Raw genomic sequence first — 8,635 nt, 5'->3', positions numbered from 1 at the left:
TGAGTCCGGTAGAATACCGAACCCAGGCCCTGAAAGCCGCTTAATATGAACCGTCCAACTTTATGGGGTCAGTCCAGTTTTGGCCGGGGGCTTTTTTTTGGTTCATCTCGCGAATCGGGGATATCAGCCGCGGCGTGCTTTCACCGCCACCGCCAACTCACGCAGCACGGTTTCGGTGTCTTCCCAGCCGATGCAGGCGTCGGTGACGCTCTTGCCGTAAACCAGCGGATCGCCGCTTTCCAGGTTCTGGTTGCCTTCCACCAGATGGCTTTCGATCATCACGCCCATAATCGCCTTATCACCGCCGGCGATCTGTTTGCAAACGTCCGCATTCACTTCCAGCTGCTTTTTGAACTGCTTGCTGCTGTTGGCGTGGCTGAAGTCGATCATCACCTGCGCCGGCAGGCCTGCTTTGATCAGACCCTCTTTGACTTCTTTCACATGCGCCGCGCTGTAGTTCGGCTCTTTGCCGCCGCGCAGAATAATGTGGCAGTCGCCGTTACCGCTGGTGTTAACGATCGCCGAATGACCCCACTTGGTCACCGACAGGAAGCAGTGCGGCGCGCTGGCGGCATTGATGGCGTCAATGGCAACTTTGATGGTGCCGTCGGTACCGTTCTTGAAACCAACTGGGCAAGACAGGCCGGATGACAGCTCGCGGTGCACCTGAGATTCGGTAGTACGTGCGCCGATAGCGCCCCAACTCATCAGGTCCGCCAGGTATTGCGGAGTGATCATGTCGAGGAACTCGCCCGCCGCCGGCAGGCCGGTATCGTTGATATCCAGCAACAGCTTACGGGCCAGACGCAGACCGTCGTTGATCTGGAAGCTGTTATCCATCTGCGGATCGTTGATCAGCCCTTTCCAGCCCACGGTGGTACGCGGTTTTTCAAAATAAACGCGCATCACCACTTCCAGCTCGCCACTCAATTCCTGACGCAGCGACAGCAGGCGACCGGCATACTCTTTCGCCGCTTTGGTGTCGTGGATCGAGCAAGGGCCGATGACCACCAGCAGGCGATCGTCACTGCCGCGAAGGATCTGATGAATGGCACCGCGTGCCTTTGACACCGTCTCTGCTGCACGTTCAGTCGCCGGAAACTTCTCTAACAGGGCCACCGGTGGCAGGAGTTCCTTAATTTCTTTAATGCGTAAATCGTCGTTTTGGTAATTCATCACTTTTCCATTCGGTATCGAGGGGCGGTATTTCGCAGGGCATAGATCTGTCCAATTTAGCCTGTGCGGATAACGCTGTAAATCACCTTTGCCGCCTGCCGAATGAACGACTAAATTAACAGTAGATTGTGCTGTTTCATCAGGGGAGCACAGTGGCTCCTTTTTCGTTATGCTAACGGTCAGGATACTGTTACTCGAGCCAAACCATGCCCTCTTTGTTATTAGTTGATGACCACCCGGTGGTTCATGTCGCACTGGAAGCGGCGCTAATCAAATCATCTCGCCGCTATCATCTGCAGGCGGTGCAAGACGATGTTCAGGCGTTGGCCCAATTGGCCGCAGCCGATTTCGCACTGGTGATCCTCGATATCGGTCTGCCGCAGGTGGACGGTTTGCAATTGCTGAAAAAAATTCGCCGCCACTATCCACTGCAACCCATCCTTATTTATACCGCGCAGGAAGAAGAGATCTACGCGCGTATGGCCTATTCGGCCGGGGCCAACGGATTCGTGCACAAGGGCAGTCGGCTTGAAGATCTGGTACTGGCGATTGAAAGCGTACTGGCGGGGAACTTGAGCTTTCCCGCCGCCGCCATGGCGGAAGAAACCCAGCCGGCGGAAGGGACGCAACTGACGCCAAAAGAACTGCAGGTTCTCGGGCTGCTCAGCAAAGGCTTGTCCAACTTGCAGATCGCCGAGATGCTGAACATCAGCAATAAAACCGTCAGCACCCACAAAAAGAATATCCTGCGCAAGACCGGGGCTCGTCATCTGTTGGAGTTGGTGGCGGTGTTTAAAGAGCTAACGCCATGAGGCGTGCCCTTTGGCTGCTAACCCTGCTGTTATGCCTCGGCAGCCTTGCTCACGCCGCGCAGCCGGTACGCTATCAATTGGTCAGCAACCTGAATATCCCGCCAGACATGCTGATCGCCAGCGAGAAAAACCCCTGGCGCGATGCAACGCTGCGCATCGGTATCATCAGTGAAAATACCAGCCCCTATAACATTATTGTGGATGACGATCTGTACGGTCTGAACGCCGATTACCTGGGCTATGTTCAGCAAGTTACCGGCATTCACTTTCAGATCTACGGCTTTTCCGATCTGGCGAAGCTTGAACAGGCGCTGCATGACGGAACCATCGATCTGGTGTACGGCATTCCACAAAACGAAGCTCTGCGCAGCCTGAAAATTTCTCAGCCTTATTACGTCAGTAACTTGCGCGTACTGAGGGATCGCAGCAATGACCGTCAGGTGATGCTCAACTCCACCAATGCCCGGGTGGCGATCAGCACGCTGACGGACATGCAGGCCGGTAACGCGCTGAAGTCGGTGTCGTCCCACGTAGAGCGTTATGACAACAATTTGCAGGCGGTATATGCCCTGCTCAACGGTAGCAGCGACTACTTTATAGCCGATGAAGCCAGCGCCAGTTTTATCATCGACCAGCTCCAGCTCGGTCAGCTTTATCAGATTGAAAGCACCGTCAACCTCGGTAATCTGTCGTTCGTGTTTGCCGCCGCCAACCCGGCGCTGATCGAGCCCCTCAACGTGGCCATCGCCGACACCCCGATGGAGTTGATGAACGCCATCCAAAGCCGCTGGAGTAAAAAGATCCCCAGCTACCTCGATACCGGCAACGCCGATCTGACCCAGATGGAGAAAAGCTGGGTAAAGACCCACCCGACCGTCTATTACGCCGCTATCGAGAATAACTTCCCCTTTGCCTATCGCGGCTCCGGTGGGCAAGCGCGGGGTTATGCCATCGACATTTTAAACATCATCGCCCAGAACACCGGACTGCGATTTGTCCCGCTCTGGGCGCGCAATGCCGAACAGGCTGACCAACTGGTGCAATCCGGCCAGGCCAGTTTCCGTACCGCCCTGCCGTTGGCGCGCGGGGTTAAAGCACGCTACAGCGCCAGCATGCCGATCCACCGTTCGCTGTGGGGAGTTTATGTTGGTCAGCACGACAACGGTATTTCCACCTGGAGCGATCTGGCCGGTAAACGCATCGGCGTGCTGCAGGGCGATTTGGCGCAGGGCCTGGTGCCGGCCAATGAAGAACAGGTTCGTTTTGCCGACAGCAAAGCCATGTACGATGCACTGGCCAACGGCCAGTTGGATGCGTTGGTGGATAACGTGATTTCAGCAAACTTTGTCGCGCTGTCCCGTTACTCCGGGGCGATAAAGCTGGCGTTCGCCGCCAATAATATCGCCTACCCGGTGGCCTTCGGCGTGCGGCAGGATCAGCCGTTGCTGCTGGCTATCCTCGATAAGAATCTGATGCAGATCCCGTCGGAAACGCTGCAATCACTGCGCGATGAGTGGATTGTCGATCGCAGCAACCTGATTGATGCTGTGAATGAAAACCGCATGCAACCGCAAACCACCTGGCTGCTGGCGCTGCTGGCTGCGGCGATCCTGCTGCTGCTGGGGCTGACCCTGCGGCGTTTTATCCTGCAGAGGCGGGAAAAGCGCGAACGGGAAGTGATTGAGCAAGCACGTCGGCATGCCGAAGCCGAAAATCGGATGAAGAGCAAGTTTCTGGCCACCGTCAGCCATGAGTTGCGCACCCCGATGCATGCCATTCTTGGGCTGCTGGAGCTGGAGCTGAAACGTCAGCCAACCCCCGAGGGACTGCCGGTGATTTACAGCTCGGCGTCGTCGTTGCTCAACCTGCTCAATGACTTGCAGGACCACGCCCGGTTGGCAACCGGTTCGCTGACCTTGGTGCCCAAGGCTGTGGCGCTGCAACCCTGGCTAGCCCACATCAGCGCCCTGTATCGGCCGTTGATCGGTGAACGCCCGGTGACCTTAAACGTCAGCGCGGCCGACAACCTGCCTGCCGCCGTCCTCATTGATGGTGAGCGTTTACTTCAGGTGGCTAACAACCTGATAAATAACGCCATTAAATTTACCCCGCGCGGCAGTATTCAAGTTAGCGTCGGTTGGCAAGAGCAGGCTGCGCAGCAGGGGGAACTGTCGCTGACGGTGACCGACAGCGGCTGTGGCATTGCCGCCGATGAGATTGGCAAGCTGTTCCAGCCGTTTTACCGCGCACGCGGCGCACAACGCGTATCCGTTCAGGGAACCGGCCTGGGGCTGTCTATCTGCAAGGAAATTATCGAGCAAATGGGTGGTCGGATTGAGTTGCACTCGCAGCCCGGCGTCGGCACTCAGGTTAGCCTGTCGGTTCCGGTGACCCAGGTCGCCATGGACTCGGCGATCCAGCAGACAGACATGCCGCTCAACCTGCCGCCGCCCACTTTACGCGTGGCACTGATCGACGATCACCCCACCAACCTGCTGCTGATGGAACGACAGTTACGCCACTTCGGCCTGCACCCGACGCTGTTCGAGCAGGGTTATCCTCTGTTGAAGGCCCACCGTCAGCAGCCGTTTGACCTGCTGTTTATCGATTACAATATGCCGCGCCCGGACGGCCTGACGCTGGCAAGGCTGATACGCCGCGACGAACAGCGTCATCATCGTCCGGCCTGCCAAATTATCCTCTGCTCGGCGGACGTGCAGGAATTTACCCGCATCCCGCCGGAGCTGGTGGCCATAGATCGCTTTTTAACCAAGCCCATCTCGCTGGATGCACTCGCCAAAACGTTGCCGCAGCAACCCCAGGGGCTGGAGCAGCAGTTAGTCCTTACTGACCTGCAGCAGACGCTGAGCGATATGGCCGGCCGCGACCGGACGATGATCCAGCGTTTGGCAACCACGCTGCTGACCACGCTACGGCAAGACCGACAGCGGCTCGCGCTGGCGGTCCAATGCGAAGACTGGCCGCAGCTTGGGCAGGCTGCACATCGCATTAAGGGCAGTCTGCTGATGCTGCAACTGCCGGCGGCGGCCGGCCTGTGTCAACAATTGGTGGAAAGCGGCCGTGAAGGAACATTAGTTCAGGCCGCCTATACTGAATTAAGTGCGTTAGTGGAACAGATCCTGATGGAACTGGATGATCTGGTCAGCGCTAACGCGTCGTATATTGCCATGCATAAGGATGAATAATGTCGGACACCCCGCACGTACACCTGCCAAAAGACAGTAATAGTAAACGCCTACTGACCGCTTTTTTAGTCACCGCGGTATTTATGATCGCCGAAGTGGTCGGCGGGTTAATTTCAGGTTCACTGGCGCTGCTGGCGGATGCGGGCCATATGCTCACCGATGCGGCGGCATTACTGGTGGCGTTGATGGCGGTACACTTCTCGCAGCGTAAGCCCAATGCGCGTCATACCTTCGGTTATCTGCGCCTGACCACCCTGGCCGCCTTCCTCAACGCCGCCGCGCTGCTGGTGATCGTGGTATTCATCCTGTGGGAGGCGATACGGCGTTTCTTCGAGCCACAGCCGGTGATGGGTGCGCCAATGCTGATTATCGCCATAGCGGGGCTGCTGGCTAACCTGTTCGCCTTCTGGCTGCTGCACCGCGGTAGCGAAGAGAAGAATATCAACGTACGCGCTGCGGCGTTGCATGTGTTGGGAGATTTATTGGGTTCGGTTGGCGCGATTGCCGCCGCCATTGTGATCCTGACGACCGGCTGGACGCCGATTGACCCCATACTGTCGGTGCTGGTGTCCTGCCTGGTGATACGCAGCGCCTGGCGGCTGCTGAAAGAGAGCTTCCACGAGCTGTTGGAAGGGACGCCGCAGGAAGTGGATATCGCCAAACTGCAAAAGGACCTGTGCCTGAATATTCCGGAGGTGCGCAATATTCATCACGTCCACGTCTGGCAGATTGGCGAGCAGAAGCTGATGACGCTGCATGCGCAGGTGATACCGCCAAACGATCATGATGGCTTGCTGCGACGCATTCAGCTTTATCTGCTGGAACAGTATCGGATTGGCCATGTGACCATTCAAATGGAATACCAGCATTGCGATACGCCCGACTGTGGGATTAACCGGGCCCCGGAGCCGAGTGACCACTCACACTCCGACTCGCATTCCCATCTGGGGCATCACCACTGAAACCACGGGGCGCCTGATACGGCGCCCCAAGGAAACTAAGGTGCGGAAGACAAAGGCCGCGATTGATTATTGCCGGCGCTTTTGATCCACAGCCAGGAGCCGTTCAACGCAATCAGCGTCAGGATCACGTATTCCAGCGCCATGGCGTAAACGCCCTGGTAGGCAAAAATTGCCACGCTGATCACGTCAATCACTACCCACAGCAGCCAGTTTTCCACGTACTTGCGCGTCATCAGAATCATCGCCACGATCGACAGCACCATCATCGCCGAATCCCAGAACGGGAAAGCGTCCGGCTGCAGCTGCGGCATTTGCACGCTCAGGCCCAAGCCCTGCATTACCGTCACCGCAATCTGAGTCAGCCAAGCGAAGACGCGATCGATATTAAAGGTCATCAGAGCAATGCCGATCACGCAGACCGCTGCCCAGCCCAACGCCTTCGGCAACGATAGCCAACGGATTTTCAGTTCGGCCTGATTATCCTGTGTCTGACGACTCCAGGCGTACCAGCCGTAGATATTGGCCACAAAGAAAAACAGCTGCAGCAGCAGGCTGGCATAGAGCTGGATTTGAAAGAAAATCACCGCAAACAGCGTGACGTTAATCAGGCCGAACAGGTAATTGATAATTTTCTCTTTGCTGGCGTACCAAATACACAACAGCCCGAACAGGGTGCCGATCGCCTCAATCCATGACAGATCATAACCTCCCGCACCCAGCGGGATGTGCACCAAGATATTGCTGGTACTGAAAAAGCTCATGGTATTGTCCTTATTAAACGGTTAAGCGTTCCCTTTAACCTGCATTTTTAATTGAGCAGCAAAATCCAACATCCGATTCAGCGGAATTAGCGCCTTTTGGCGCAGCGCCGCGTCCACGTGGATCTCATGCAATGCGCCGCCCTGCTCCAGCCCATCGGCAATCGCCTTCAGGCCGTTCATCGCCATCCACGGACAGTGCGCACAGCTGCGACAGGTGGCGCCTTCACCGGCGGTGGGCGCTTCGAAAAGCTCTTTATCCGGGCAGGCCTGTTGCATCTTATAAAAAATACCGCGATCGGTGGCGACAATCAGTTGCGGATTGGGCAAGGTTTTCGCCGCCTGAATCAGTTGGCTGGTTGACCCCACCGCATCGGCCAGATCCACTACCGCCTGTGGTGACTCCGGATGCACCAATATCGCCGCTTCAGGGTATAAGGCCTTCATACGCATCAGCGCCTGAGTTTTAAACTCGTCATGGACGATACAGGCGCCCTGCCAGCACAGCACGTCGGCCCCCGTCTGCTTTTGCACATAGTTGCCCAAGTGGCGGTCCGGCGCCCAGATGATTTTTTCCCCCAGGCTGTCGAGATGCTCGATCAGTTCGACGGCGATACTGGAGGTCACCACCCAGTCAGCACGGGCTTTTACCGCCGCCGAGGTATTAGCGTAGACCACCACGGTGCGATCCGGGTGACTGTCGCAAAATGCGTGGAATTCTTCCTCCGGACAACCGAGATCCAGCGAGCACTCAGCGTGTAACGTCGGCATCAGCACCTGTTTTTCCGGGCTGAGGATCTTGGCGGTTTCACCCATAAAACGCACCCCGGCGACCAGCAGAGTCGAGGCCGGATGATTGCTGCCAAAGCGCGCCATTTCCAGCGAGTCCGCCACGCAGCCGCCGGTCTCTTCCGCCAGCGCCTGAATTTCAGGATCGGTATAGTAATGGGCCACCATCACCGCATTGCGCTGCTTGAGCAGGGTTTTAATCTTCTCGCGATAAAACGCCTTCTGCGCTACGTCCAGCGGCACCGGTTTGGGCGGGAACGGATACACCGCCGCATTAACATCAAACATTTCACTCATCGCTGCAATCTCTGTGCTAGGCTGGGTGTCTGCTGCCCGGGTATCACCCCATCGCAACCCCCTTCGTTTTATATACTAAACAAAATACCTAAAATTGTGCGAAAAGTCCGCTGATATTTTCAATGTTACGCCAATAGCGTTTAATGAATTGAATTATTGATAGATACGGAAGACTTGCAGGAAGAAAAATGCATTCTGGGATAGATAAAGAGGACTGCGTGAGTTTGTGCGAGGGAGCAGGACTGAAATAAGTTACTGGGGTGATTCGAGAAATGGTGGGTCGTGCGGGATGACTCGGCCTTCGGCCTCACCCTGCGGGCCAGCGCAAGCGCTGTTCAAAATTGGCAAGCAATTTTGTCGAACCTGAACGCAGCTTCTCACCCACACGATTCGTGCGTTATGTGACGTTCAAGTTTGGGGGAAAGTGCTGAGGTACTCTGTAAAATGGTGGGTCGTGCGGGATGACTCGGCCTTCGGCCTCACCCTGCGGGCCAGCGCAAGCGCTGTTCAAAATTGGCAGGCAATTTTGTCGAACCTGAACGCAGCTTCTCACCCACACGATTCGTGCGTTATGTGACGTTCAAGTTTGGGGGAAAGTGCTGAGGTACTCTGTAAAATGGTGGGTCGTGCGGGAT

6 protein-coding genes and 2 other RNA genes are annotated in these 8,635 nt (G+C 56.4%); 3 read left to right on the top strand and 5 right to left on the bottom strand.

What is annotated here, in order from left to right; genetic code table 11:
* Positions 1–123: 123 nt before the first annotated feature.
* On the bottom strand, positions 124–1,176 hold the full coding sequence (gene aroG / locus ACGS9J_RS26705; RefSeq protein WP_442233564.1) for a 3-deoxy-7-phosphoheptulonate synthase AroG: 1,053 nt from the start codon (positions 1,174–1,176) through the stop codon (positions 124–126).
* A gap of 206 nt (positions 1,177–1,382) precedes the next feature.
* Here aroG and ACGS9J_RS26700 point away from each other — a divergent pair, with 206 nt between their 5' ends.
* The 3 genes from ACGS9J_RS26700 to zitB are packed head-to-tail and all read left to right on the top strand — an operon-like array spanning position 1,383 to position 6,156.
* A complete protein-coding gene (locus ACGS9J_RS26700; protein ID WP_442233563.1) occupies positions 1,383–1,988 on the top strand; it encodes a response regulator in 606 nt (201 codons plus the stop codon).
* Complete coding sequence (locus ACGS9J_RS26695; protein ID WP_442233562.1) at positions 1,985–5,194, top strand: ATP-binding protein; 3,210 nt, start codon at positions 1,985–1,987, stop codon at positions 5,192–5,194. The genes ACGS9J_RS26700 and ACGS9J_RS26695 overlap by 4 nt, the downstream gene beginning before the upstream one ends.
* Positions 5,194–6,156 carry a CDF family zinc transporter ZitB gene (zitB, locus tag ACGS9J_RS26690; RefSeq protein WP_442233561.1) on the top strand — a complete coding sequence of 321 codons (963 nt, stop codon included), beginning with the start codon at positions 5,194–5,196 and terminating at the stop codon, positions 6,154–6,156. Before ACGS9J_RS26695 ends, zitB begins: the two co-directional genes overlap by 1 nt.
* Before the next feature lie 35 nt (positions 6,157–6,191).
* Here the strand turns inward: zitB and pnuC are convergent, their stop codons facing one another.
* The 4 genes from pnuC to ACGS9J_RS26670 form a co-directional block, all read right to left on the bottom strand.
* The gene (gene pnuC, locus ACGS9J_RS26685) at positions 6,192–6,917 is read right to left on the bottom strand and encodes a nicotinamide riboside transporter PnuC (protein WP_442233560.1); all 726 of its coding nucleotides are present in this window, start codon (positions 6,915–6,917) and stop codon (positions 6,192–6,194) included.
* A gap of 21 nt (positions 6,918–6,938) precedes the next feature.
* Positions 6,939–8,000, bottom strand: a complete 1,062-nt coding sequence (gene nadA, locus ACGS9J_RS26680; protein ID WP_442233559.1) for a quinolinate synthase NadA — start codon at positions 7,998–8,000, stop codon at positions 6,939–6,941.
* 273 nt (positions 8,001–8,273) lie between these two features.
* Positions 8,274–8,401: non-coding RNA, RtT sRNA (locus ACGS9J_RS26675), on the bottom strand.
* A 44-nt stretch (positions 8,402–8,445) separates the two neighbouring features.
* Positions 8,446–8,573: non-coding RNA, RtT sRNA (locus ACGS9J_RS26670), on the bottom strand.
* Between the last annotated feature and the right edge of the window lie 62 nt (positions 8,574–8,635).

Origin of the sequence: Serratia quinivorans (genome assembly GCF_052113645.1) — a bacterium.
GTDB lineage: Bacteria > Pseudomonadota > Gammaproteobacteria > Enterobacterales > Enterobacteriaceae > Serratia > Serratia quinivorans_B.
The sequence above is the reverse complement of the archived record's forward strand: the minus strand, read 5'-3'. Positions and strand labels throughout refer to the sequence as shown.